This window comes from Streptomyces sp. LS-MS-L19, assembly GCF_058382285.1.
Genome location: NZ_JBYCLL010000001.1, coordinates 2478107 through 2502971 on the forward strand (window position 1 = coordinate 2478107; position 24865 = coordinate 2502971).

A 24865-nucleotide genomic window follows, 5' to 3' on the forward strand; every position below is an offset into this window, starting at 1 on the left:
CGGATGTCCACGTTCTCGTGAACATCCGCTTTTTGCTGCGTGTCTTCGCGATCACTCGCCCAGAGTGGCCGCATGTACGACGTCAGCACACGCAAGCGAGCGTTGGCCCTTGTCGCTCAGGGGCGCAGCCTGAACTCCGTGAGCAAAGAAGTCGGAGTCTCGCGATTCGCGATCCGCGCCTGGCAAGCACGCATTGATCCCATGAGGCGTAGTGGCAGACCATGCCCGCGATGCCAGGAACGCCCCGAGCCTCCGGACGCGCCCGAGATGTACTCGTACTTGTTGGGCCTCTATCTCGGCGACGGGTGCATCAACCTCCACCGGCGCGGGGTCTACTTCATGCGCATCGTGCTGGACAACACCTGGCCAGGTGTGATTGACGAGTGCGAGTCCGCGATGCGCTCCGTCCGCCCGGACAACAGCGTGTGCCGTGTCAAGAAACAGGGCTGTGTCGCTGTCACGGGCTCCAGCAAGCACTGGCCCTGCCTCTTCCCTCAACACGGCCCCGGCAAAAAGCACGAGCGCGTCATCGCCCTCGAACCCTGGCAGCAGACCATCGTCGACGCTTACCCCTGGGAGTTCATCCGGGGTCTCATCCACTCCGACGGGTGCCGCATCACCAACTGGACAACCCGACTCGTAGCCGGTGAACGCAAGCGCTACGAATATCCCCGGTACTTCTTCAGCAACAAGTCCGACGACATCCGGCGCCTCTTCACCGACACCCTCGACGAGGTGGGTGTCGAGTGGACGACCCTCGCTCGCGGCAGCGACCCGTTCAACATCTCCATCGCCCGCAAAGCCTCAGTCGCCCTCATGGACACCCACGTAGGCCCCAAACACTGACCCCGCCCTACTCAGGACTGTCGTCCTCCCCGATGTGGTGCACCCGGACCAGGTTCGTCGACCCGGAAACCCCAGGGGGCGAGCCCGCCGTGATCACGACCACGTCGCCCTTCTCGCAGCGCCCGTACTGCAACAGCAGCTCGTCCACCTGGTCCACCATCGCGTCCGTGGAGTCGACCTGCGGGCCCAGGAAAGTCTCCACGCCCCACGTGAGGCTGAGCTGCGAGCGAGTCGCCGGCTCCGGGGTGAAGGCCAGCAGCGGGATCGGGGAGCGGTAGCGGGAGAGGCGGCGGACCGTGTCGCCCGACTGGGTGAAGGCCACCAGGAACTTCGCGCCGAGGAAGTCGCCCATCTCCGCCGCCGCCCGGGCGACAGCCCCTCCCTGGGTGCGCGGCTTGTTGCGTTCGGTCAGCGGCGGCAGCCCCTTCGCCAGGATGTCCTCCTCCGCCGCCTCGACGATCTTCGCCATCGTCCGGACCGTCTCGACGGCGTACTTCCCGACGCTCGTCTCGCCGGACAGCATGACCGCGTCGGTGCCGTCGATGACCGCGTTGGCGACGTCGGACGCCTCGGCGCGCGTCGGCCGCGAGTTCTCGATCATCGAGTCGAGCATCTGCGTCGCCACGATCACCGGCTTCGCGTTCCGCTTGGCCAGTTTGATCGCGCGTTTCTGGACGATCGGCACCTGCTCCAGCGGCATCTCGACGCCGAGGTCGCCGCGGGCCACCATGATGCCGTCGAAGGCCGCCACGATGTCCTCGATGGCGTCGACCGCCTGCGGCTTCTCCACCTTGGCGATCACCGGAACCCGGCGTCCCGCCGAGTCCATGATCCGGTGGACGTCCTCGATGTCACGCCCCGACCGGACGAAGGACAGGGCGATCACGTCGAAGCCCATGCGCAGGGCCCAGCGGAGGTCCTCCTCGTCCTTCTCGGAGAGCGCGGGGACCGACACCGCGACGCCCGGCAGGTTGAGTCCCTTGTGGTCGGAGACCATGCCGCCCTCGACCACTCGGGTGTGGACGCGGGGGCCCTCCACCGAGGTGACCTCCAGGCAGACCTTGCCGTCGTCGACGAGGATCCGCTCGCCCACGGACACGTCCCCGGCGAGTCCGGCGTACGTCGTCCCGCACTGCTGTTGGTCGCCCTCGGCTCCCTCCTCCACCGTGATGGTGAAGGTGTCGCCGCGTTCAAGGAGTACGGGGCCTTCCCCGAAGTGGCCGAGGCGGATCTTCGGGCCCTGAAGGTCGGCGAGGAGGCCGACGCTGCGGCCGGTCTCGTCGGAGGCCTTGCGGACGCGGTGGTACCGCTCCTCGTGCTCGGCGTAGCTGCCGTGGCTGAGGTTGAAGCGGGCGACGTCCATTCCGGCGTCGACCAGGTCCTTGATCTGGTCGTAGGAGTCGGTGGCGGGGCCCAGGGTGCAGACGATCTTTGCTCGGCGCATGTTTCGACATTAGGCCTTACCGGCGGGTAGGGAATTGGCCGCACATGACGACTCAACAACCTTCGGGTGAAAGCCTCTTGACAAGTGTTGAAGTGTGCGGGGCCCCGCTCCGATGAGCATCGCGGGAGCAAATCCGGCGGCCTCTCACAGCCTCGGTGGTGCCATCGTGAAACGTGCGTTGACGTGGGCGTAGACGTGTTGGCGCTGGGGTTCGAGGTCGAGTGGGGCGGCCGAGGTGTCGGCTGCGGCCTCGTAGGCCATGGAGCGGGCGCGGCTGGCCTTGCCGACGAAGCGGGGTTCGGGGTCCTCGGCGCCGATGTCCGCCAGTTCGAGCAGGGACGCCAAGGAGGTATCCAGTGCCTCCGCGTACTCCTTCGCCCGCTGGACGGCTTCCCGTACCGCTTGTTGGCGGGCTTCGCGGTAGACGGGTGAGTCGCGGCGCAGGGCCCACCAGGGTCCGTCGACCCTCGTCAACTCCTGGTCGGCCAACCGGGTCGTCAGCTCTCCCAAGGCCGTGAAGTCGGTGAGTTCCGCGGTGATGGTGACGCGGCCGTGGTAGGCGTGGACGCGTTCGCCGCGGCCGTGTTCCTTGAGTTCGGGGGTGACGGAGAAGGAGCCGGTCTCGAGGTGTTCGACGGCGTCGCCGTAGGACTTCAGGAGGTCCAGCACGGTGGCGTTGCGGCGGGTGAGGTCGTCGAGGGCGGTGCGGCGGTCCTTGCCGCGGGAGGCGACGGTGACGCCGATGCGGGCGAGTTCGGGGTCGACTTCGAGGTGGGCTTCGCCGCGGACGGCGATGCGGGGTGCGTCGGGGGTGCCGTAGGGAACGGTCATAACGCCTCACTGTGTCAGTTTTCGCGGGGTGAGTCACCAGATCGAAACCTGTGGGGGCTGTTGCCGTTCGGCATGGCCGGGTCAGAATCTACGCGCGTTGTTGACCTTTCCCCGAGGAGATCAAGACATGCCCTTGAACCGCAGGAAGTTCCTGGAGAAGTCCGCCGTGACCGGGGCGGGGGTCGCGCTGGCGGGTGCCGTGGGAGCTCCTGCCGCGCAGGCCGCGGAGAGCGGGAGGAAGCCGGTGAAGCGGTACTCGCTCACGGTCATGGGCACCACCGACCTGCACGGTCATGTCTTCAACTGGGACTACTTCAAGGACGCGGAGTACAAGGACGCGGCGGGCAACGCGCAGGGTCTGTCGCGGATCTCGACGCTGGTGAACCAGGTCCGCAAGGAGAAGGGCCGCTGCAACACGCTGCTTCTGGACGCGGGCGACACGATCCAGGGCACTCCGCTGACGTACTACTACGCGAAGGTCGACCCGATCACCGCCAAGGGCGGTCCGGTGCATCCGATGGCCGCGGCGATGAACGCGATCGGGTACGACGCGGTGGCGCTCGGCAACCACGAGTTCAACTACGGCATCGAGACGCTGCGCAAGTTCGAGGAGCAGTGCGACTTCCCGCTGCTCGGCGCGAACGCGCTGGACGCGAAGACGCTGAAGCCCGCTTTCCCGCCGTACTTCATCAAGAGGTTCCACGTGAAGGGCGCGCCGCCGGTCAAGGTGGCGGTGCTGGGTCTGACGAACCCGGGTATCGCGATCTGGGACAAGGCGTATGTGCAGGGGAAGTTGACGTTCCCGGGGCTCGAGGAGCAGGCCGCGAAGTGGGTGCCGAAGCTGCGGTCGATGGGTGCGGACGTGGTGGTCGTGTCGGCGCACTCGGGGTCCTCTGGCACGTCGTCGTACGGTGACCAGCTGCCGTACGTGGAGAACTCGGCGGCGCTGGTGGCGCAGCAGGTGCCGGGGATCGACGCGATCCTGGTCGGGCACGCGCATGTGGAGATCCCGGAGCTGCAGGTCACCAACACGCAGACCGGGAAGACGGTGGTGCTGTCGGAGCCGTTGGCGTACGCGGAGCGGCTGTCGCTGTTCGACTTCGAGCTGGTCTTCGAGAAGGGCCGTTGGTCGGTCGAGTCGGTGTCGTCGAAGGTGCTCAACTCGAACTCGGTGGCGGACGATCCGAAGATCACCAAGCTGTTGAAGGACGACCACGATGTCGTCGTGAAGTACGTCAACCAGGTGGTCGGGACGGCGACGGAGACGCTGACGACGGTCGAGGCGCGCTACAAGGACGCCCCGATCATCGACCTGATCACGAAGGTCCAGGAGGACGTGGTCAGGGCGGCGCTGGCGGGCACGGAGTACGCCTCGCTGCCGGTGATCGCGCAGGCCTCGCCGTTCTCGCGGACCTCGGAGATCCCGGCCGGCGAGGTGACGATCCGGGACCTGTCCAGTCTGTACGTGTACGACAACACGCTGGTGGCGAAGCTGCTGACGGGTGTCCAGATCAGGGCGTACCTGGAGTACTCGGCGGAGTACTTCGTGCGGACGGCGGCGGGTGCGGCCGTGGACGTGGAGAAGCTGACGAACGCGAACAACCGTCCGGACTACAACTACGACTACGTGTCGGGGTTGTCGTACGACATCGACATCGCGCAGGCGGCGGGTTCGCGGATCAGGAACCTGACGTACAACGGTGCCGCGCTGGACGACGCGCAGAAGTTCGTGTTCGCGGTGAACAACTACCGTGCCAACGGCGGCGGCGCGTTCCCGCACGTGGCCTCCGCCACCGAGCTGTGGTCGGAGTCGACGGAGATCCGCACGCGGATCGCGGAGTGGGTGACCGCGAAGGGCGTGCTGGACCCGAAGGACTTCGCGTCGGTGGACTGGAAGCTCACGCGGGACGGGACGCCGGTGTTCTAGTGGTGCGCGCCGGCGACGTCGCTCCGCACGCCGTCGCCGGCGTTCTCACCGTCCTTCGACCAGGGGGGTCAGTGCGGGGGCGGTGCGGGCCTGGGGGATCTGTGGTCGCTGTTCGAGGCCGAAGCTGGTGAAGGCGGTGCGGGCGGGCAGCGGGTAGGCGTCCTTGCCGGTGACGGTGTTGAGGATGGTGGCGCTGCGCCAGGCGGCGAGGCCTAGGTCGGGGGTGCCGACGCCGTGGGTGTGGCGTTCGGCGTTCTGGACGTACACGTGACAGTCGGCGCCGCTGACGGAGGGGTCCAGGACGAGTCCGAACTGCTCGTCGACCCGCGGGCGTTCGCGGCTGTCGCGGCGCAGGTAGGGGTCGAGTCCGGCGAGGATGCGGTCGAGGGGGCGTTCGCGGTAGCCCGTGGCGAGGACGACGGCGTCGGTGGTGAGCCGGGAGCGGCTGCCCTGCTGGATGTGTTCGAGGTGGAGTTCGACCTTGGTGGTGGCGATGCGGCCGGCGGTGCGGACGCGGACGCCGGGGGTGAGGACGGCGTCGGGCCAGCCGCCGTGCAGGGTGCGGCGGTAGAGCTCGTCGTGGATGGCGGCGATGGTGTCGGCGCCGATGCCCCGGTGGAGTTGCCACTGGGTGGTGCCGAGGCGGTCGCGGACGCTCTCGGACAGGGCGTGGAAGTAGCGGGTGTAGTCCGGGGTGAAGTGTTCCAGGCCGAGCTTGGAGTACTCCATCGGCGCGAACGCCTCGGTACGGCCGAGCCAGTGCAGTTGCTCGCGGCCCGCCGGGCGGTGTCTGAGCAGGTCCAGGAAGATTTCGGCGCCGGACTGTCCGGAGCCGACGACCGTGACGTGTTCGGCGGCGAGGAGGCTTCGCCGGTGGTCGAGGTAGTCGGCGGCGTGGATGACGGGCACGCCGGGCGCCTCGACGAGGGGCTTCAACGGCTCCGGTACGTAGGGCTCGGTGCCGATGCCGAGGACGATGTTCTTGGTGTACGTACGGCCGAGGGCCTCGGCTTCTCCGTCGCTGTCGAGCTGGGTGAAGTCGACTTCGAAGACGTCGCGTTCGGGGTTGAAGCGGACGGCGTCGACCTGGTGGCGGAAGTGCAGGCCGGGGAGGTTCTCGGCGACCCAGCGGCAGTAGGCGTCGTACTCGGCGCGCTGGATGTGGAAGCGCTCGGCGAAGTAGAAGGGGAAGAGGCGCTCGCGGGCCTTGAGGTAGTTGAGGAAGGTCCAGTCGCTGGCGGGGTCGGCGAGGGTCACCAGGTCGGCGAGGAACGGGACTTGGACGGTGGCACCCTCGATGAGCAGGCCGGGGTGCCAGTCGAAGGCGGGGCGCTGTTCGTAGAAGACGGCGTCGAGGGTGGTGAGGGGCTGGGCGAGGGCGGCGAGGGAGAGGTTGAAGGGGCCGATGCCGATGCCGACGAGGTCGCGGGGCGCGTCGGGCTCGTGGTGTGGGGGGTGGGGGTTCATCGGGGGGTGCTTCCTTCCACGAGGGTCAGGAGTCCGGCGAGGTCGGCCGGCCGGGTGGTGGGGTTGAGGAGGGTGACCTTGAGCCAGAGCCGGTTCGCCGCGCGGGCTCGGCCGAGTACGGCCCGGCCGTCTTCGAGGAGTTGTCGGCGTACGGCGGCGACGGCGTCGTCGGTGGCGTCTGCGGGGCGGAACAGGACCGTGCTGATGGTGGGCGGGGCGTGGAGTTCGAAGCCGGGGTGTTCGTCGACGGCTTTCGCGAACTCCCTTGCCTGTTCGCAGACTTGGTCGACGAGGGCGGCGAGTCCTGTGCGGCCGAGGGTTTTCAGGGTGACGGCGATCTTGAGGACGTCGGGGCGGCGGGTGGTGCGCAGGGAGCGGCCTAGGAGGTCGGGGAGGCCGGCTTCGGTGTCGTCGTCGGCGTTGAGGTAGTCGGCGCGGTGGTGGAGGGCGGCGAGGTCGTTCTTGTCGCGGACGGCGAGGAGTCCTGCGGCGACCGGCTGCCAGCCGAGTTTGTGGAGGTCGAGGGTCACTGTGTCGGCCGCGGCCAGCCCGTCGAGTTTCGCCCGGTGCCGGGAGCTGAAGAGGAGGCCGCCGCCGTAGGCCGCGTCGATGTGGAGACGGGCTCCTCGGTGTGCGCACCAGTCGGCGATCTCGGGGAGAGGGTCGATGAGGCCGGCGTCCGTGGTGCCGGCGGTGGCTGCGATGACCGACGGTCCGTGCAGGGCTTTGTCGAGGGCGGCGGGGTCGAGGGTGCCGTTGGGCGTGGGGACGATGATCGGGGCGGGCATGCCAAGAAGCCAGGCTGCTCTTGGCAGGGAGTGATGGGCGTTCTCGCCGCAGACCAGTCGGACCCCCGGGCCCAGGGTCTCTCTGGCCAGGAGGAGGGCGAGTTGGTTTGATTCCGTGCCACCGGTTGTGATCAAAGCGTCAGGCCGGTGGGGGCTGGTCGCGCAGTTCCCCGCGCCCCTAGGTGTCTCGCCGTAGACCTCTCTCGCAAGGTGCCGTGTCACCAGTGACTCCAGCTCCGATGCTGCCGGAGCCTGGTCCCAGGAGTCCATCGATGGGTTCAGGACGCTGACGGCCAGGTCTGCTGCCGCCGCCACCGCCAGGGGTGGGCAGTGGAGGTGGGCCGCGCAGAGGGGGTGCGCCGGGTCCGCGGCGCCTTCCGCCAGGGTGCGCACCAGGTGCCGTAGGGCCTCCGGGTCGCCGTCGTCCGGGAGTACGGTCCCCACCGCGGCCCGTACCCGCTCGGCCACCTCCGACGGGCCCCCGGCCGGCAGCGGCCCGCCCCTCAGGCGGGTCCCCTCCTCCAGCGCCTCCAGGACCGTGTCGAGCAGCGGACGCAGTGGCGTGTGCATCGTCGACCTCCGGGGGCGCTGGGGACTTCCAGCTTGGACGCGGCTGCCTGGGCGCGCCCGGAGAGTTCAACGATCCTGACCCGAAAGGGGGTACTCCCGTACGGGGAAAACCCGCTCTATGCCTGGCGCACCCGCAACGCGCGGCCGAGGTCGTCCAGTTGGTCGACGAGTTTGCGGCGCAGGGCGGGGATGGGGTCGGCGTCGTCCAGGCAGGTCCGGCCGAGGCTGAGGTTGTCCTCGTCGATGGCGTGGTCGGGGAAGGCCCAGCGGCCGACGGCGTCGGCGATCGCGGGGCCCCGGCGGGCGGCGAGGGCGACGGCGTCGTCGTAGTAGCGGGGCACGTACTGCCGTACGAGGTCGGCCTGTTCGGGTTGCCAGAAGCCCTGGGCGGTGGCGGTGAAGAGGTAGTTGGAGAGGTCGTCGCGGGTGAACATGGCGTCCCAGGCTGCTGCCTTGGCCTCCTCGGAGGGCAGGGCGGCGCGGCAGCGGGCGGCGCCTTCCTGGCCGGTGGCCGAGGGGTCGCGGGCCAGTTCGGCGGCGATGGCGGCCTCGTCGGTGGCGCCGAGGACGGCGAGGCGGGCGAGGACGCGCCAGCGCAGTTCGGGGTCGAGTTCGGGTCCGCCGGGGACGGTGCCGTCGGCGAGCCAGGCGGCGATGGTGTCGGGATGGGCGGCGACGTTGATGCAGTGGCGGACGGCGATCAGGCGCAGACCGGGGTTGTCGCCGTCCTCGGTGCGGCGGATGAGGTCGCGGCACAGGGCGGTGAGGAGGGACAGGGCGGCGGGGCGTTCCTCGGGGGTGACGTAGCGGTCGGCGACGTAGCCGGCGGCGAAGGCGAGGACGCCCTGGACGAGGGCGAGGTCGGTCTCGTGCGGGAGGTGGGCGCGGGCGGCCTCCAGGTAGGCGGAGGGGGCCAGTTCGCCGTCGCGGACGGCGTCGCGCAGGGCGTTCCAGACGACGGCGCGGGTCAGCGGCGAGGGCAGCCCGGAGAGGCACTCGGTGACCGTCGTGAAGGACTCGGCGTCGAAGCGGACCTTGGCGTAGGTGAGGTCGCCGTCGTTGAGGAGCAGAAGGGCGGGGCGCTTGCCGATGGGGAGGGGTTCGGTCTGCGGGACGTCGAGGTCGAGGCGGTCGCGGAGGACCAGGTGGCGGCCCTCGTCGGTGACGTCCTGGTCGTAGAGGCCGACGGCGATGCGGTGCGGGCGGCTGCCCTGGTGCTGGACCTGGAGGGTGTACGTGCCTTCCTCGCCGCGGGTGACGACGGGACTGAGGGTGTCGACGCCGGTGGTGCGCAGCCAGGCGTCGGCCCAGGCGTGGACGTCGCGTTCGGTGGCGGAGGCGAGGGAGTCGATGAAGTCGGCGAGGGTGGCGTTGCCGAACCTGTGCCGGGCGAAGTGGGTGTTGATGCCGGCGAGGAAGTCCTTCTCGCCGAGCCAGTGCACCAACTGCCGCAGCGCGGAGGCGCCCTTGGCGTAGGAGATGCCGTCGAAGTTGAGGAGGGCCGAGGCGGTGTCGGGCACGTCTTCGGGGGCGACGGGGTGGGTGGAGGGGCGCTGGTCGGCGTCGTAGCCCCAGCCCTTGCGCATGACGCCGAAGTCGACCCAGGTGTCGGTGAAGCGGGTGGCCTCGGTGAGGGTCTGGTAGCCCATGTACTCGGCGAAGGACTCGTTGAGCCAGATGTCGTCCCACCAGCGCAGGGTGACGAGGTCGCCGAACCACATGTGGGCCATCTCGTGGGCGATGACCATGGCGCGGGTCTGGCGTTCGGTGTCCGTGACGGCGGAGCGGTAGACGAACTCGTCGCGGAAGGTGACGAGTCCGGGGTTCTCCATGGCGCCGGCGTTGAACTCGGGGACGAACGCCTGGTCGTAGGAGTCGAAGGGGTACGGCTCCTCGAACTTCTCGTGGTAGCGGTCGTAGCACTGCTTGGTGATCTCGAAGATCTCGTCGGCGTCCGGGTCGAGGTAGGGCGCCAGCGAGCGGCGGCAGTGGATGCCGAAGGGCAGGCCGCGGTGTTCGGTGCGCACGGAGTGCCAGGGACCGGCGGCGACGGCGACGAGGTAGGTGGAGATCAGGGGGGTGGTGGCGGCCTGCCAGCGGCCCTCGCCGAGGTGTTCGGTGATGCCGTTGGCGAGGACGCTCCAGCCTTCGGGGGCCGTGACCGTCAGGTCGAAGACGGCCTTGAGGTCGGGCTGGTCGAAGGCGGCGAAGACGCGCTGGACGTCGTCCATGAACAGCTGGGTGTAGACGTACGATTCGCCGTCGCTGGGGTCGGTGAAGCGGTGCATGCCCTCGCCCGTGCGGGAGTAGCGCATGACGGCGTCGATCCGCAGTTCGTGCTCGCCGGCGGTCAGGCCCGTCAGGGGGAGCCGGTTGCCGTCGAGGGTCTCCGGGTCGAGGGGGCGGCCGTCCAGGGTCGCCTCTCGCAGTTCGGCCGGCTTGAGCTCGACGAAAGTGTCCGCCTCCGCACGCGCGGTGAACCGGACGACGGTCTGGGACGCGAAGGTCTCGTCGCCGGTGGTGAGGTCGAGCGCGATGGTGTAGCGGTGAACGTCGAGGAGCTTGGCACGGGTCTGCGCTTCGTCGCGCGTCAGTACGGACATGCAGGACATGCTGCCTGATGGCAGGGCCAACTCACAGAGGCGGATCGGTACACGCCTTATGTCCGGTCCTGTTCGAGCTCCTCGGTGTGCGCCCCCTGTCCGCGCTGCACGGGGACCCGGGCGTCGGGGTGGGGCAGGGCGGGCCGTTCGGCGGGCTCCCCGGGCTTGACGAGCGCGCGCAGTTCCCGCACCTCCTGTTCGAGGGCGAGGTGGCGGCGGTGGGCGTCGAAGAGGTAGCGGACCTTGGTGCGCAGGGCCCAGGGGTCGATGGGCTTCATCACCAGGTCGGCGACGCCGAGTCCGAAGGCGGCGGAGGTCAGTTCGTGGTCGGGGCCGAAGCCGGTGAGCAGGACGACGGGGATGTGCTGGGTCTGTTCCAGGCGGCGCATGTAGCGGACCACGTCGAGGCCGCTGACGCCGGGCATCCGCACGTCGAGGAGCAGGAGGCCGACCTGGCCGCGCAGGACCTGCTTGAGGGCCTGGTCACCGCTGGTGGCGCGGCCGAGCTGGTAGCCCAGCGGGGCCAGGGCACTCTCCAGGGCGTAGAGCGTGTCCTCGTGGTCGTCGACGATGAGGATCCTGGCATCCGACGGCATGGCCCGACGTCCCTCCCTCGCGGAGAACCAGCCTACGCCCGGGTGCTGACGGGGAGTGCTCGCAGGCTGACAAGGAGTGCACGGGGCAGCATGCCGGGTGCGGGCCGCCGTGTCACGTCCCTGGGGAGTTCCGCGAGGTCAATCGGTCACGGTGGGGGTGCCGTTGACGGTGTCCTCGGCGATGCGCTCGTGGTGCCGGATGACCTCGGCGATGATGAAATTCAGGAACTTCTCAGCGAAGGCCGGGTCGAGTTTGGCGTTCTCGGCGAGGGTGCGCAGCCGCTCGATCTGGCGGGCCTCGCGGGCCGGGTCGGCGGGGGGCAGCTGGTGGCGGGCCTTGAGGTGGCCGACCTGCTGGGTGGCCTTGAAGCGCTCGGCGAGCATGTGGACGACGGCCGCGTCGATGTTGTCGATGCTGTCCCGCAGCCGCGCGAGCTCCGCACGGACAGCGGGGTCGACGTCACCGGTTCCGGTGTTGCTGGTGGTCATGGTCGACAACCCTACGGGGCGGGGGGCAGGGGGGTGATCGGCGGAGGGCACCGACCGCGACCATGAGGACCTGCCGCCCTCGCCACGAGCGGCTCCGCCCGGGAACGGGGAGGCTGCCGGCCGGGCGTACCGCTGGGCGAGCCTGCCGCGGGCGACCACGCTCGGGGTCGGCTCGCCCGCGTGCGTCTCAGCCGACCGGGGGCGTCCGGGCAAGCTCCGAGGTTCCGGCCCCGACGGATGCCGCGGGCTCCGAACCCTCCGGAGGACCGTCCCGGCCGGGAAGGAGGGCTCAGATCCGCGGGGGCCATCCAGACCGGGCGGCCCGAAGGCTCCGCCCCACGGAGACGGCCCTGCGGAGTCCGTGGACTCCCACCCTCCGGAGCACCGTGCCCCGGCCGGAAACAGGGGCTCGGATCCCCAGGAGAACACCCCTGCCGGGCCCGTCAGCTCCTGGGCTCGGTCCCGGCCGGGCCCACGCGCTCCGAACCTGCCGGCCCCTCCCAGCCAGCCCCGCACTCCGCCCCCAACCCCCCACCTGGCCAGGTCGCCCCCTCCCCCCAGCCCCCCCGCTCAGCTCCTCCGAAAACCTCCCCCCGGTCTCAAATTCTCGGTGGATCGTCCGGGTCCGGGACCTGGTTGCTCCAGCCGCCGGGGACGGTTCGGCTTTCCTGGGCGCGGAAGCGGACGGGGGCCATGCCGACGCGGCGGGTGAAGAGGCGGGAGAAGTAGGCGGGGTCGTCGTAGCCGACGCGGCGGGCGACGGACGCGACAGGGAGTTCGGTGGCGGCGAGGAGTTCCTTGGCGCGGCCGAGCCGGATGCCGAGGAGGTAGTCCTTGGGGCTGCACCCGGCGCCGCGCCGCACGGCGGTGCGCAGTTCGGCGAGGGTCATGCCGTGCCGGGCGGCATGGTCGGCGACGGACATCGCCTTGAAGGCGTCCCGGGCGAGCGCCTTGAGGACGGGGTCGCCGTCGGGCGCGAGGTCGGCGCGGGCGCGGCGCAGGGCCACCAGCAGCTCGTGGACGGCGGCACCGGTCTCCACCTCCAGCAGGGGGTTGTCGCGGCGGGCGGCCCGCGCGATCCGGGCGATCACCGCGCGGGGACCGGCGGCGTCGGACAGGGGCACGACGGGCCGGTCGGGCTCGATGTACCCGAGTTCCGTGTACGTCGCGGTCGCGGGCCCGGTGAAGCCGACGAACCCCTCGTCCCAGCCGGTCTCCGGGTCCGGCGCGTAGTGGTGCGGGACGCCGGGCGTGAGCCACAGCAGCGCGGGCGCGGTGACCGTGCGGCGCCGCCCGTCGGGGGTCTCGTACCACCCGGTGCCGGTGCTGATGACGACGGCGACGTGGCTGTCGAGGGTGCGGGGGCCGACGGTGGGCAGCGGACCGTACTGGAGGCCGACGCCGAGGCAGACGAGGCCGAGGCGGTGGTGGACGGGGCCGGGCGAGAAGAACCGCATCCAGGTGTGGTACATCACCGCGCCTTCCCACATCGCTTCGCTTCGCGACCATCGCTTCGGTTCGACAACCATCGCTTCGCTTCGGTCCAAGCAGCGCCGATCTTTGTCCATGGACGTGATCGCCGCCAGTCGTGAAGGTGGAGCCTATGAGCGAGTTCTCGACGGGTGAAACCGATTTCCTGCTGGACGGCCGGCCGGTCCGGCTGCTGTCCGGCGCGCTGCACTACTTCCGGGTGCACGAGGCCCAGTGGGGGCACCGGCTGGCGATGCTGCGGGCGATGGGCCTCAACTGCGTGGAGACGTACGTGCCGTGGAACCTCCACGAGCCGCGTCCCGGTGACTTCCGGGACGTCGAGGCGCTGGGCCGGTTCCTGGACGCGGCCCGGCAGGCCGGGCTGTGGGCGATCGTCCGCCCCGGCCCCTACATCTGCGCGGAGTGGGAGAACGGCGGCCTGCCGCACTGGCTCCGGGGGCGGGCGCGCACGAGCGACGAGGTGTACCTGGGCGAGGTGGAGCGCTGGTTCGGGCGGCTGCTGCCGCAGGTGGTGGAGCGGCAGATCGACCGGGGCGGCCCGGTGCTGATGGTCCAGGTGGAGAACGAGTACGGCAGCTACGGCACGGACGCCGACTACCTGCGCCGGCTGGCGGAACTGCTGCGCGCGCAGGGCGTGACCGTTCCCTTGTTCACCTCGGACGGCCCCGAGGACCACATGCTCACCGGCGGCTCGCTCCCTGGTGTCCTCACCACGGTCAACTTCGGCTCGGGCGCCCGCGAGGCCTTCGAGGCGCTGCGCCGGTACCGCCCGGACGGTCCGCTGATGTGCATGGAGTTCTGGTGCGGCTGGTTCGACCACTGGGGCGGCGAGCACGTCGTACGGGACGCGGGGGACGCGGCGGCGACGCTGCGGGAGATCCTGGAGCTCGGCGCCTCGGTGAACCTGTACATGGCGCACGGCGGCACGAACTTCGCGGGCTGGGCGGGCGCCAACCGGGGCGGGGGCGCGCTGCACGACGGTCCGCTGGAGCCGGACGTGACGTCGTACGACTACGACGCGCCGATCGACGAGTACGGCAGGCCGACGGAGAAGTTCTGGCGCTTCAGGGAGGTGCTCGCCGCCTACGGCCCGGTGGCGGAACTGCCGTCCGCGCCCGAGGTGTTGGGGGCGCCGGACGAGGTGCGCCTCACCGGCTGGGCGGCCCTGTCCGCCGTACTGGAGGAGCGGGGTGGAGCGCCCTTCGAAGGGCCCGTCCCGCCGACCTTCGAGGAGCTGGACGTCGACCGGGGGCTGGTGCGGTACGAGGTGAGCGTGCCGGGGCCGCGGCAGCCGTACCCGCTGATCGCGCGCGGTCTCAGGGACCTCGCGGTGGTGTACGTCGACGGGGAGCGGGCCGGGGTGCTCACCGAGGACGACGTGCAGCTCAAGGAGCCGGTGGCGGGTCCGGCGCGGGTGGAGCTGTGGGTGGAGTCGCTGGGGCGGGTCAACTACGGGCCCAGGAGCGGGGAGGCCAAGGGGATCACGGGGGGCCTGCTGCACGAGCGGCAGTTCCTGCACGGGGTGCGGGCGCGGGGGCTGCGGCTGGACGCGCTGGACTCCGTGTCCGGCATCGGCTTCGGCCCGGCGCCGGGCGACGGTTCTCCCGGCCTGTACCGGGGTGAGCTGAGCGTGCGCGGCGCGGGGGACGCGGTGCTGGAGCTGCCGGGCTGGACCCGGGGGTTCGTCTGGGTCAACGGGTTCAATCTCGGCCGGTACTGGTCCGTGGGCCCGCAGCGGTCGCTGTACGTGCCCGGTCCGGTGCTGCGGGAGGGCGGCAACGAGGTGTGGGTGCTGGAGCTGGAGGAGGCTCCGGCCGACGGACCCGTACTCCTGCTGCGTGCTCCGGATCCGACCCCCGTGGATCCGCTCACGACCTCGTAGAGTGGAATCGGGTTCAGGGCGTCTTGGGGGTACGGGCGTGACGAACGACGGACCGGTCCAGCACGGCTACCCGCACCTGGAGACGGTGCGGGCGGCGATCACCGCGCTCTACAAGCGGCTCTCCTACGACACCGTGCGGACGTTCGCGACGAGCGTGGCGCCGGTCGACGTGGCGTTCTGCGACACCGACGACCTCTATCTGGGCGCGCAGCGGGTGGCCCGGGAGCTGGTGCGGCACTACCGGCTGCCGGACGCGCGGTTCGTCGTGAGCTTCCGGGAGATGACACACGCGGCGAACGTCGAACTCACCGCCGGGCCGGAGTACTTCGTCGAGCTGAACGACCGGTTCCGCACGCACCGGCGGGACATCGGGGCGGCGCTGGCCCACGAGGTCATGCATGTGTATCTGCACCGGCTGGACCTGTCCTTCCCCGGGGTGCGCGAGAACGAGATCCTCACGGACACGGCGACGACGTACCTGGGGGCGGGGTGGCTGCTCCTGGACGCGTACCGGGAGGACGCGGCGTCGTCCCAGAAGCTGGGTTACCTGACCCCGGAGGAGTTCGGGTACGTCCTGGCGAAGCGCTCCCTGGTGTTCGGCGAGGACCCGTCGGTGTGGTTCACCAGCCCGCAGGCGTACACGGCCTACGGCAAGGGCCTGGCCCTGGCCCGCGAGGACGAGCAGCAGCCCCCGCTGACGGCCGCGGGCTGGGCGGGCCGCCGCCGCTACGCCCACGACCGCCGGCACGGCGGCCCCGGCCCCCGCCCCGGCGTCCCCTACACCTTCACCCCGGACGGCGTCGGCCGGCTGAGGGTGTCGTTCCCCTGCCCCACCTGCCGCCAGCGGATCCGGGTACCGGTCCGGGGGCGGGTACGGGCCCGGTGCGCCCTGTGCCGGACGGTGCTGGAGTGCGACACGTAGGGCCGCGTCGGGGGCTGATCACGCCGGACCGGGACGACCTCCCCCCAGCGGCGGCCTACGTCCGTACGATCCCCTCGGCCCGTGCCGCCAGCAGCCACTTCGGGAACTCGCTCACCAGACGGTCGTACAGCCGGCTGTCCGGGACCGTGCGCGGGTCCTCGCCCGCGTGGAAGAACCCGGCGTTGTCCACCGCCCGCCGGTCCGGTACGGGGAGTTCGTCGAGCCTGCGCAGGAAGTCGAACTGCTTGCTGTGCGGGTCGCCGAAGCCGATGAACTGCCAGAACAGGGGCAGCTTCGCCGCCTTGCACAGGTACCGTTCCGCGGCGAGCTTGTTGATCGGGCCGCCGTCGGTCTGGAAGACGACGAGGGCGGGGGCCGTGCTGCCGCTGTCGAGGTAGTGGTCGATGACGGCGTCCATGGCCAGGTGGTAGCTGGTCTTCCCCATGTGCCCGAGGCCGGCCACGATCCGGTCGACGCAGCCCTCGTGACCGGCGAGTTCGATGTCCGTCACGGCGTCCACGTCGGTGGAGAAGAACACCACGGGCACCCTGCCGTCGTCGTCGAGCTGCGCGGACAGCCCGAGCACCCGGTCGGCGAGGGCCTGCACCGTGCCGTCCTTGTAGTACGGCCGCATGGAGCCCGAGTAGTCGACCACGAGGTAGACCGCGGCCCGTAGCCCCTCCAGCCCGTGCTTCACCAGGGACACCCCGGCGCTCTTGTACAGGTCGACCAGCGCGGGCGCCGTCTCCGCCACCTTGCTGGGACTGATCGCGACCATGACCCCTCCGCTCTCCGCAGTCACCGGCGTTCGATATTTTGTTCGCCGCCGTCCCCACCGGCTCAATGATCACCCCTGTTCACTCCGAGGAGCCGGACGTGGAACCCGAATCCACCCTCACCACCTGCTTTCGCCACCCGAAGGTGGAGTCCCACGTCCGCTGCACCCGCTGCGAGCGGTTCATCTGCCCGGACTGCATGCGGGCGGCGGCCGTCGGCCACCAGTGCCCGGAGTGCGTGCGGGAGGGGGCCCGGTCGGTACGGCAGGCGCGGACCGCGTTCGGCGGGCGGATCACGACCGTACCGCTGGTGACGTACGTCCTCATCGGCCTCAACGTGCTCGCCTACGTCGGCGAGTTGGTGCGCCCGGCGATCGTGGACCGGTTCGAGATGCTGGGGGCCGGTCTGGTGGGCCCGGACGGCGGCCACTACGTGTGGCAGGCCGCCTACCCGCCCGACTTCCACGTCGAGGGGGTCGTCGACGGCGAGTGGTACCGGCTGCTGACCGGCGCGTTTCTGCATCTGCCGCCCACCGAGGGCACGTTCGGGATCCTGCACATCGTGATGAACATGGTGTCGCTGTGGAACATCGGCCGTGTGGTCGAGGCCCAGCTGGGCCGGATCCGGTACCTCGCCCTCTATCTGCTCTCGGCGCTCGGCGGCTCGGTCCTCGTGCTGCTGGCCGCGCCCCACGACCCCACGCTCGGCGCGTCCGGCGCGATCTTCGGGCTCGGGGCCGCCTACTACGTGATGGCTCGCCGGCTCGGCGCCGACATGGCCCAGGTCAACCGCTTCATGGCGGGCCTGCTGCTGTGGCTGGTGCTCTCCGCGGCCATGACGTCCTGGGAGGGCCACCTCGGCGGGCTGCTCACCGGAGCCGCGGTCACGCTCGCCTACGCGTACGCTCCCCGGGACGGCCGTCGCGCCCTCGTGCAGGCGGGAGCCTGCGCCGCGCTGCTGGTGCTGCTCGTGGTGTGCGCCTGGGCGAAGGCCGCCGAGCTGACGGGAGCCCAGTGAAACGCGCCGGACTGCTGCTCTTCGCCGCCGTCCCCGTGATCGTCACGGCGTCGGTGTACTTCCTCGCGCCCGAGGACGGCGACGCGAGCCGGGCGGGCCCCGATCTCTCCGCCGCCTACCGGGCGCAGGCGGCCGAGGACACCGAGGACGCCCAGGGTGCCAAGGACTGGGCGGAGCAGTCGGGGGGCTCGGCGAGCTACAAGGTCATCGGCGGTCTCCCGCCGGGCCTCGCGGCGCCCGCGGAGAAGGACCTCGCGCAGCAGCTGGTGGCCAGTGCCGAGAACTCCACCCTCGACTGGCGCAGCGCCTACGCCTACATCGAGGACATCGGTGACGGCCAGGGCTACACGGCCGGCATCATCGGCTTCTGCACCGGCACCAACGACCTGCTCACCCTCGTCGAGGGCTACACGAAGGCCCACCCGGACAACGGCCTCGCGCGCTACCTGCCCGCCCTGCGCGCGGTCGACGGCACGGACTCCCACGAGGGCCTGGACCCGGGCTTCACGGCCGCGTGGAAGGCGGAGGCCCAGGTGCCCGCCTTCCGGAAGGCCCAGGACGCGGCGCGCGACCGCGTCTACTTCGACCCCGCGGTCCGCCTCGCCAAGCTCGACGGGCTCGGCGCCCTCGGCCAGTTCGTCTACTACGACGCCATGGTCTTCCACGGCCCGGGCACCGACGCCACCAGCTTCTACGGGCTGCGCGCACGCGCCCTGCGCAAGGCCGCGAGCCCGACCGGGGGCGGCTCCGAGAAGGCCTACCTGAAGGCCTTCCTGGACATCCGCGAGGACGCCATGCGCACCAAGCACCCCGGCATCGACACCACCCGCGTCGACACCGCGCAACGGCGGTTCCTGGAGGACGGGAACCTGGGCCTGCGGACCCCGCTGGAGTGGCAGGTGTACGGGGAGACGTTCAAGGTGCCGTAGGAGAGGTGCCGTACGAGAAGGTGCCGGAGGAGAAGGTGCCGTACCAGCGCATGCGACGGCGCCCGCCTCGGTCCGGTCGGGGACGTGAGGCGGGCGCCGTCAGTGTTCCGTACGCCTTTGTACGGGACGCTGTGTGAGGGGCCGTCAGGCCCCCCTGGTGACCGTCAGACCATCAGCGAACGGTCCGTCGGCCGGATCGGTGCCGGCAGCTCGCTCGCGCCCGCCAGGAAGCGGTCGCAGCCGCGGGCGGCCGAGCGGCCCTCCGCGATCGCCCACACGATGAGCGACTGGCCGCGGCCGGCGTCACCGGCGACGAACACGCCCGGCACGTTGGTCTGGAAGTCGGCGTCGCGGGCGATGTTGCCGCGCTCGTCGAGCTCCAGGCCGAACTGCTCGACCAGGCCGTTCTCCCGGTCGGTGCCGGTGAAGCCCATGGCGAGGGTGACCAGCTGGGCGGGGATCTTGCGCTCGGTGCCCGGCTTCGGGGTCAGCTTGCCGTCGATGAACTCGACCTCGCTGAGGTGCAGCCACTGGACGTTGCCGTCCTCGTCGCCCTCGAAGTGGGTCGTCGAGACGGAGTAGACCCGCTCGCCGCCCTCCTCGTGCGCGGAGGTGACCTTGTACAGCATGGGGAAGGTCGGCCAGGGCTGGTTGGGGTTCCGCTCCTCGCCCGGCCGGGGCATGATCTCCAGCTGCGTCACCGAGGCCGCGCCCTGGCGGTGGGCGGTGCCCACGCAGTCCGCGCCGGTGTCGCCGCCGCCGATGACGACGACGTGCTTGCCCTCGGCGGAGATCGGGGAGGTGACGTAGTCGCCCTCCTGGACCTTGTTCGCCAGCGGCAGGTACTCCATGGCCTGGTGGATGCCCTTGAGCTCGCGGCCCGGCACCGGCAGGTCACGCGCGGTGGTGGCACCGGCGGCGATCACGACGGCGTCGTACCGCTTCTTCAGGTCGGTCGCCTTGAGGTCGCGGCCGATCTCGATACCGGTACGGAAGCGGGTGCCCTCCGCGCGCATCTGCTCGATACGGCGGTTGATGTGCCGCTTCTCCATCTTGAACTCCGGGATGCCGTACCGGAGGAGGCCTCCGACGCGGTCCGCGCGCTCGTAGACGGCGACGGTGTGACCGGCCCGCGTGAGCTGCTGGGCGGCGGCGAGACCCGCCGGGCCCGAGCCGATCACGGCGACGGTCTTGCCGGACAGGCGCTCGGGGGCCTGCGGCGCGACATCGCCGCTGTCCCACGCCTTGTCGATGATCGAGACCTCGACGTTCTTGATGGTCACGGCCGGCTGGTTGATGCCGAGCACACACGCCGACTCACAGGGAGCCGGGCACAGCCGCCCGGTGAACTCCGGGAAGTTGTTGGTCGCGTGCAGACGCTCCGACGCGGCCGCCCAGTCCTCGCGGTAGGCGTAGTCGTTCCACTCGGGGATGAGGTTCCCGAGCGGACAGCCGTTGTGACAGAACGGGATGCCGCAGTCCATGCAGCGGGACGCCTGCTTCGAGATGATCGGAAGCAGCGAGCCCGGGACGTAGACCTCGTTCCAGTCCTTCAGACGGACGTCGACGGGGCGGGACTTGGCGACCTCGCGGCCGTGGTTCAGGAAGCCCTTCGGGTCAGCCATTGATCGCCGCCTCCATCATCTTCTCGGTGATCTCGGACTCGGAGAGTCCCGCCTGCTCGGCGGCGTCCTTGGCGGCGAGCACTGCCTTGTACGTGCTGGGGATGATCTTGCTGAAGCGGTCCACGGCGGTGTCCCACTCGGCCAGGAGCTTCTCGGCGACCGTGGAGCCGGTCTCCTCCTGGTGGCGGCGCACCACGTCGTGCAGCCACTGCTTGTCGGTGTCGTCGAGCGCCTCGACGGCGTCCACGTTGCCGACGTTGACGTTGTCCTTGTCGAGGTCGATGACGTAGGCGATGCCGCCGGACATGCCGGCCGCGAAGTTGCGACCCGTCTCGCCGAGGACCACCGCGTGACCGCCGGTCATGTACTCGCAGCCGTGGTCGCCCACGCCCTCCGAGACCACCAAGGCGCCGGAGTTGCGGACGCAGAAGCGCTCACCGGTACGACCGCGCAGGAACAGCTCGCCGCCGGTCGCGCCGTAGGCGATGGTGTTGCCGGCGATCGTGGAGTACTCGGCGAGGTGGTCGGCGCCCCGGTCGGGACGGACGATCACCCGGCCGCCGGAGAGGCCCTTGCCGACGTAGTCGTTGGCGTCGCCCTCCAGGCGCAGCGTGACACCGCGCGGCAGGAAGGCACCGAAGGACTGGCCGGCGGAACCGGTGAAGGTGATGTCGATGGTGTCGTCGGGCAGGCCCGCGCCGCCGAACTTCTTCGTCACCTCGTGGCCGAGCATGGTGCCGACCGTGCGGTTGATGTTGCGGACCTTGACCTGGGCGCGGACCGGCTGGGCGTCGGTCGCGGAGTCGGCGGCCAGGGCGTCGGCGGCGAGCTTGATGAGCTCGTTGTCGAGCGCCTTCTCCAGGCCGTGGTCCTGCTCGATCAGCTGGTGGCGCACCGCGCCCTCGGGCAGCTCGGGCACGTGGAACAGCGGCTCCAGGTCCAGGCCCTGTGCCTTCCAGTGGTCGACCGCGCGGGTCACGTCGAGGGTCTCGGCGTGGCCGACGGCCTCCTCGATGGAGCGGAAGCCCAGCTCGGCGAGGATCTCGCGGACCTCTTCGGCGATGAACTTGAAGAAGTTGACGATGTACTCGGCCTTGCCGGAGAACCGGTCGCGCAGGACGGGGTTCTGGGTGGCGATGCCGACCGGGCAGGTGTCCAGGTGGCAGACGCGCATCATGACGCAGCCGGAGACGACGAGCGGCGCGGTCGCGAAACCGAACTCCTCGGCGCCGAGCAGCGCGGCGATGACGACGTCACGTCCGGTCTTGAGCTGGCCGTCGGTCTGGACGACGATCCGGTCGCGCAGACCATTCAAAAGCAACGTCTGCTGGGTCTCGGCGAGGCCCAACTCCCAAGGACCACCCGCGTGCTTCAGGGAGGTCAGCGGGGAGGCACCCGTACCACCGTCGTGGCCGGAGATCAGCACCACGTCCGCGTGCGCCTTGGACACACCCGCCGCGACCGTGCCGACGCCGACCTCCGAGACCAGCTTCACGTGAATCCGCGCCTGCGGGTTCGCGTTCTTCAGGTCGTGGATCAGCTGGGCCAGGTCCTCGATGGAGTAGATGTCGTGGTGCGGCGGCGGGGAGATCAGACCGACACCCGGGGTGGAGTGCCGGGTCTTGGCGACCCACGGGTAGACCTTGTGGCCGGGCAGCTGGCCGCCCTCGCCGGGCTTGGCGCCCTGGGCCATCTTGATCTGGATGTCGTCCGCGTTGACCAGGTACTCGGAGGTCACACCGAAGCGGCCGGAGGCGACCTGCTTGATGGAGGACCGGCGGGCCGGGTCGTAGAGACGGTCCGGGTCCTCGCCGCCCTCACCGGTGTTGGACTTGCCGCCCAGCTGGTTCATGGCGATGGCGAGGGTCTCGTGCGCCTCCTTGGAGATGGAGCCGTACGACATGGCGCCGGTGGAGAAGCGCTTGACGATCTCGGAGACGGGCTCGACCTCGTCGACGGGGATCGACGGGCGGTCCGACTTGAAGCCGAACAGGCCGCGCAGCGTCATGAGCCGCTCGGACTGCTCGTTCACGCGGTCCGTGTACTTCTTGAAGATGTCGTAGCGGTTCGCACGCGTCGAGTGCTGGAGGCGGAAGACCGTCTCCGGGTCGAACAGGTGCGGCTCGCCCTCGCGGCGCCACTGGTACTCGCCGCCTATCTCCAGCGCGCGGTGCGCGGGAGCGATGCCGGAGGCGGGGTACGCCTTGGCGTGCCGGGCGGCGACCTCCTTGGCGATGACGTCGATGCCGACGCCGCCGATCTTGGAGGCGGTCCCGCTGAAGTACTTGGCGACGAAGCCCTCTTCGAGACCGACGGCCTCGAAGACCTGGGCGCCGCGGTAGGAGGCGACGGTGGAGATGCCCATCTTCGACATGACCTTGAGGACACCCTTGCCGAGGGCGTAGATCAGGTTCCGGATGGCCTTCTCGGCCTCGATGTCGGAGAGGAAGGTGCCGGCTCGGACCAGGTCCTCGACGGACTCCATGGCGAGGTACGGGTTCACGGCCGCGGCGCCGAAGCCGATCAGCAGCGCGACGTGGTGGACCTCGCGGACGTCACCGGCCTCGACCAGCAGGCCCACTTCGGTGCGCTGCTTGGTGCGGATGAGGTGGTGGTGGACGGCCGCGGTGAGCAGCAGCGACGGGATCGGCGCGTGCTCGGCGTCGGAGTGGCGGTCCGAGAGGACGATCAGCCGGGCGCCGTTGTCGATGGCCGCGTCGGCCTCGGCGCAGATCTCCTCGATGCGGGCGGCGAGGGCGTCGCCGCCGCCGGAGACCCGGTACAGGCCGGACAGGGTCGCGGCCTTGAAGCCGGGCATGTCGCCGTCGGCGTTGATGTGGATGAGCTTGGCCAGCTCGTCGTTGTCGATCACCGGGAAGGGCAGGGTGACCGTACGGCAGGACGCGGCGCTCGGCTCCAGCAGGTTGCCCTGCGGGCCCAGCGAGGAGCGCAGGGAGGTGACCAGCTCTTCGCGGATCGCGTCCAGCGGCGGGTTGGTGACCTGCGCGAACAGCTGGGTGAAGTAGTCGAAGAGCAGCCGGGGGCGCGAGGAGAGCGCGGCGATGGGTGAGTCGGTGCCCATCGAACCGATGGGCTCGGCACCGGCCTTGGCCATCGGGGCGAGGATGACGCGCAGCTCCTCCTCGGTGTAACCGAAGGTCTGCTGGCGGCGGGTGACCGAGGCGTGGGTGTGCACGATGTGCTCGCGCTCGGGCAGGTCGGAGAGCTCGATCTCCCCGGCCTCCAGCCACTCGGCGTAGGGCTGCTCGGCGGCGAGGGCGGCCTTGATCTCGTCGTCCTCGATGATGCGGTGCTCGACGGTGTCGACGAGGAACATCCGGCCCGGCTGGAGACGGCCCTTGCGGACCACCTTGGCGGGGTCGATGTCGAGGACGCCGACCTCGGAGCCGAGGACGACGAGGCCGTCGTCGGTGACCCAGTAGCGGCCGGGGCGGAGGCCGTTGCGGTCGAGGACCGCGCCGACCTGCTTGCCGTCGGTGAAGGTGACACAGGCCGGGCCGTCCCAGGGCTCCATCATCGTGGAGTGGAACTCGTAGAACGCGCGGCGGGCGGGCTCCATGGAGTCGTGGTTCTCCCACGCCTCCGGGATCATCATGAGCACGGAGTGCGGCAGTGAACGGCCGCCCAGGTGCAGGAGTTCGAGGACCTCGTCGAAGGACGCCGAGTCGGAGGCGTCCGGCGTGCAGATCGGGAAGATCCGCTCCAGGTCCTTGCCCTCGCCTCCGAAGAGGTCGGAGACCAGCTGGGACTCGCGGGCGACCATCCAGTTGCGGTTGCCCTTGACGGTGTTGATCTCACCGTTGTGCGCGACGAAGCGGTACGGGTGGGCGAGCGGCCACGACGGGAAGGTGTTCGTGGAGAACCGGGAGTGCACGAGCGCGATCGCGGAGGCGAAGCGGCGGTCGGACAGGTCCGGGAAGAAGGGCTCCAGCTGACCGGTGGTCAGCATGCCCTTGTAGACGATGGTCCGCGCCGACAGCGACGGGAAGTACACGTCGACCTCGCGCTCGGCGCGCTTGCGCAGCACGAAGGCCTTGCGGTCGAGGTCGATGCCCTCCGAGGAACCGTCGGTCACGAAGACCTGGCGGAAGGCGGGCATCGTGGAGCGGGCCGTGGCACCCAGCAGCTCGGGGGCGACCGGGACCTCGCGCCAGCCGAGAACCGTCAGTCCCTCGTCCGCGGCGATCGTCTCGATCTTCGAGACGGCGTCCTCGGTGCCCTCCTCGGGCAGGAAGGCGATACCGACGGCGTACGCACCGGCCGCGGGCAGCTCGAAGCCGGCGACCTCGCGGAAGAAGGCGTCCGGAACCTGGGACAGGATGCCCGCGCCGTCACCCGAGTCGGGCTCGGAGCCGGTGGCACCGCGGTGCTCCAGGTTGCGCAGAACCGTGAGCGCCTGCTCGACCAGCGCATGGCTCGCCTCGCCGGTGAGGGTGGCCACGAAACCGACGCCACAGGCGTCCTTCTCGTTGCGGGGGTCGTACATACCCTGCGCAGCAGGGCGAGCATCCATGAACGACCACTTCTGGCCATTCGTGGAGTGCTGGGACGGCTGGCGCGGCGTACGCATCGGCTCTCCCGTCGTCGTCAATTGGCATATTCAGCTTGCCGAGGGACGACGTTGGCCCTCTGCGTGAGTG

Annotated in this window: 17 protein-coding genes; 6 read left to right on the top strand and 11 right to left on the bottom strand. The window is 70.3% G+C overall.

The features are described from left to right. Positions 1 to 72 precede the first annotated feature (72 nt). Positions 73 to 846: a transcriptional regulator gene (locus tag AC2XR2_RS10960; protein ID WP_491514924.1), complete on the top strand. Its 774-nt coding sequence runs from the start codon at positions 73 to 75 to the stop codon at positions 844 to 846. Positions 847 to 853: 7 nt separating this feature from the next. Here AC2XR2_RS10960 and pyk read toward each other — a convergent pair whose 3' ends face one another. Both pyk and AC2XR2_RS10970 read right to left on the bottom strand, forming a co-directional pair. Beyond that, positions 854 to 2290, bottom strand: coding sequence for a pyruvate kinase (pyk, locus tag AC2XR2_RS10965; RefSeq protein WP_491514925.1), 1437 nt, complete (start codon positions 2288 to 2290; stop codon positions 854 to 856). 144 nt (positions 2291 to 2434) lie between these two features. Next, positions 2435 to 3121 (bottom strand): SIMPL domain-containing protein, encoded by a 687-nt coding sequence (locus AC2XR2_RS10970; RefSeq protein WP_381306940.1) that lies wholly within the window; start codon positions 3119 to 3121, stop codon positions 2435 to 2437. Positions 3122 to 3248: 127 nt separating this feature from the next. On the opposite strand from AC2XR2_RS10970, the gene AC2XR2_RS10975 reads away from it, so the two are divergent. Beyond that, entirely contained in the window at positions 3249 to 5048 is a 1800-nt protein-coding gene (locus AC2XR2_RS10975; RefSeq protein WP_491514926.1) for a bifunctional metallophosphatase/5'-nucleotidase, read from the top strand. Between the two features lie 45 nt (positions 5049 to 5093). Here the strand turns inward: AC2XR2_RS10975 and AC2XR2_RS10980 are convergent, their stop codons facing one another. The 6 genes from AC2XR2_RS10980 to AC2XR2_RS11005 all read right to left on the bottom strand — a co-directional run bounded on the left by AC2XR2_RS10980 (position 5094) and on the right by AC2XR2_RS11005 (position 13033). Continuing rightward, on the bottom strand, positions 5094 to 6515 hold the full coding sequence (locus AC2XR2_RS10980) for a lysine N(6)-hydroxylase/L-ornithine N(5)-oxygenase family protein (RefSeq protein WP_491514927.1): 1422 nt from the start codon (positions 6513 to 6515) through the stop codon (positions 5094 to 5096). Next, positions 6512 to 7873, bottom strand: a complete 1362-nt coding sequence (locus AC2XR2_RS10985) for a pyridoxal phosphate-dependent decarboxylase family protein (protein ID WP_491514928.1) — start codon at positions 7871 to 7873, stop codon at positions 6512 to 6514. Before AC2XR2_RS10985 ends, AC2XR2_RS10980 begins: the two co-directional genes overlap by 4 nt. Before the next feature lie 116 nt (positions 7874 to 7989). After that, a complete protein-coding gene (pepN, locus tag AC2XR2_RS10990; protein WP_491514929.1) occupies positions 7990 to 10476 on the bottom strand; it encodes an aminopeptidase N in 2487 nt (828 codons plus the stop codon). 56 nt (positions 10477 to 10532) lie between these two features. After that, positions 10533 to 11072: a response regulator gene (locus AC2XR2_RS10995; protein WP_381306952.1), complete on the bottom strand. Its 540-nt coding sequence runs from the start codon at positions 11070 to 11072 to the stop codon at positions 10533 to 10535. Positions 11073 to 11210: 138 nt separating this feature from the next. After that, positions 11211 to 11561, bottom strand: coding sequence for a chorismate mutase (locus tag AC2XR2_RS11000; RefSeq protein WP_330267601.1), 351 nt, complete (start codon positions 11559 to 11561; stop codon positions 11211 to 11213). 599 nt (positions 11562 to 12160) lie between these two features. Next, entirely contained in the window at positions 12161 to 13033 is an 873-nt protein-coding gene (locus AC2XR2_RS11005; protein ID WP_330267600.1) for a helix-turn-helix domain-containing protein, read from the bottom strand. A 131-nt stretch (positions 13034 to 13164) separates the two neighbouring features. On the opposite strand from AC2XR2_RS11005, the gene AC2XR2_RS11010 reads away from it, so the two are divergent. Beyond that, a complete protein-coding gene (locus tag AC2XR2_RS11010) occupies positions 13165 to 14934 on the top strand; it encodes a glycoside hydrolase family 35 protein (RefSeq protein WP_491514930.1) in 1770 nt (589 codons plus the stop codon). Between the two features lie 37 nt (positions 14935 to 14971). Beyond that, the gene (locus AC2XR2_RS11015; RefSeq protein WP_449349015.1) at positions 14972 to 15856 is read left to right on the top strand and encodes a hypothetical protein; all 885 of its coding nucleotides are present in this window, start codon (positions 14972 to 14974) and stop codon (positions 15854 to 15856) included. Positions 15857 to 15911: 55 nt separating this feature from the next. On the opposite strand, the gene AC2XR2_RS11020 is transcribed toward AC2XR2_RS11015, so the two are convergent. After that, positions 15912 to 16634 (bottom strand): vWA domain-containing protein, encoded by a 723-nt coding sequence (locus tag AC2XR2_RS11020; RefSeq protein WP_449349016.1) that lies wholly within the window; start codon positions 16632 to 16634, stop codon positions 15912 to 15914. 98 nt (positions 16635 to 16732) lie between these two features. Between AC2XR2_RS11020 and AC2XR2_RS11025 the strand changes: the two genes are divergently transcribed. Both AC2XR2_RS11025 and AC2XR2_RS11030 read left to right on the top strand, forming a co-directional pair. Continuing rightward, the gene (locus AC2XR2_RS11025; protein WP_449349017.1) at positions 16733 to 17650 is read left to right on the top strand and encodes a rhomboid family intramembrane serine protease; all 918 of its coding nucleotides are present in this window, start codon (positions 16733 to 16735) and stop codon (positions 17648 to 17650) included. Then, complete coding sequence (locus tag AC2XR2_RS11030) at positions 17647 to 18579, top strand: chitosanase (protein ID WP_381306966.1); 933 nt, start codon at positions 17647 to 17649, stop codon at positions 18577 to 18579. The genes AC2XR2_RS11025 and AC2XR2_RS11030 overlap by 4 nt, the downstream gene beginning before the upstream one ends. Before the next feature lie 164 nt (positions 18580 to 18743). On the opposite strand, the gene AC2XR2_RS11035 is transcribed toward AC2XR2_RS11030, so the two are convergent. Both AC2XR2_RS11035 and gltB read right to left on the bottom strand, forming a co-directional pair. Continuing rightward, positions 18744 to 20204 (bottom strand): glutamate synthase subunit beta, encoded by a 1461-nt coding sequence (locus tag AC2XR2_RS11035; RefSeq protein ID WP_381306968.1) that lies wholly within the window; start codon positions 20202 to 20204, stop codon positions 18744 to 18746. Continuing rightward, entirely contained in the window at positions 20197 to 24795 is a 4599-nt protein-coding gene (gene gltB / locus AC2XR2_RS11040; protein WP_491514931.1) for a glutamate synthase large subunit, read from the bottom strand. Before gltB ends, AC2XR2_RS11035 begins: the two co-directional genes overlap by 8 nt. Between the last annotated feature and the right edge of the window lie 70 nt (positions 24796 to 24865).